Annotated in this window: 2 protein-coding genes; one reads left to right on the forward strand and one right to left on the reverse strand. The window is 42.3% G+C overall.

Annotation, left to right across the window (positions count from 1 at the left end):
* A partial coding sequence (locus tag CXF78_RS01580; RefSeq protein ID WP_102035772.1) for a M23 family metallopeptidase occupies window positions 1-699 on the reverse strand: 699 nt, incomplete at its 3' end.
* A gap of 27 nt (window positions 700-726) precedes the next feature.
* Between CXF78_RS01580 and CXF78_RS01585 the strand changes: the two genes are divergently transcribed.
* The coding region (locus CXF78_RS01585; protein WP_102035773.1) for a DciA family protein at window positions 727-1,069 on the forward strand (343 nt) is incomplete at its 3' end.

The following is a 1,069-nucleotide window of genomic DNA, read 5'->3' on the forward strand; positions in this document are numbered from 1 at the left end:
TATTTCGACTAACTCACCATATCCAAGCATGCTTCCTGACCATGTTACAACGCCTGCAGCAGTAGTTGTAACATCTGCCCCTTCTTTGCCGGCAAAATCAATACCTTTATGCATTGTTCGTCGGCCACTAAAAGGGTCATTTCGTAAACCATAGGGCGAAGATAACCAACCTTTATCGATTGGCCGCCCTGATATATAACGCTCTTCATCTATATGGAGATTAGATGCTACTGTTTCAAGTAGTGATAGCTGAACATTATTATTATCAATTCTAGATGCCAACTTATTCATTTCATCGATAAGCTGACTTAATTCGACACCATTGCCGATTTCGCTTAACCCGCCGATACCGACTTCTGTTGAGAAATCAAATTGGTCATCAAGGAGGTTATTTTGCGCTACTTGCTGCCCTAAGGCTTCAAGTCGGGTGATTTTGGCCTGCATTTTTGCCACATGAGCAACCAAAGTTGCTAACTGGGTTTCTGTTGCAGTTTTGAGTTCTACCACTTGTTGCTTTTGCTGTTGGCGAAGCTGTTTATTTTCATCAACTTTCGCTTGTTGGTTAGCAAAACGCTCAGTGCTATATTGATATATTCCTGTGCCGGTGGCCATCAGAATAATAGGTAGGAGTAACCAACGCTTACTTGGTTGCCAGCGCGTTACACCATTTCGACCTTGGATAAAAACTGTTACACTCATAGCCTAATTCAGCCATCTTATTATCATATGAAAAAGCCCCCTCAAGATCTCAGCAATTTAGTTCATTTGTCTGGGAGACTGCCTGAACTGGCCGAGAAAGCAGAACTACTTAATAATCTGAATCGTTATGTAAAACAGACGTTAAATGGTCCTGTGGCAGAGCAGCTCAAAGTCGCTAATCTCCGCCAGGGTGTTCTTGTTATTGAAACGACATCTGCAGCATGGGCTGCGAGAATAAACTTTCAAAAGCAGAAGCTATTAAAACAGCTTCAAACTGACACGCTTCCGATGCTTACTGCTATCGAGGTGAAAGTCAATCCTGGACTTGCCTTAGCAAAACCACAATCACAACCTAATCAAAATGTGATCA

The sequence above is a fragment of the Shewanella sp. 11B5 genome, assembly GCF_002836795.1.
In the GTDB taxonomy this organism is placed as follows: Bacteria; Pseudomonadota; Gammaproteobacteria; order Enterobacterales; family Shewanellaceae; genus Shewanella; species Shewanella frigidimarina.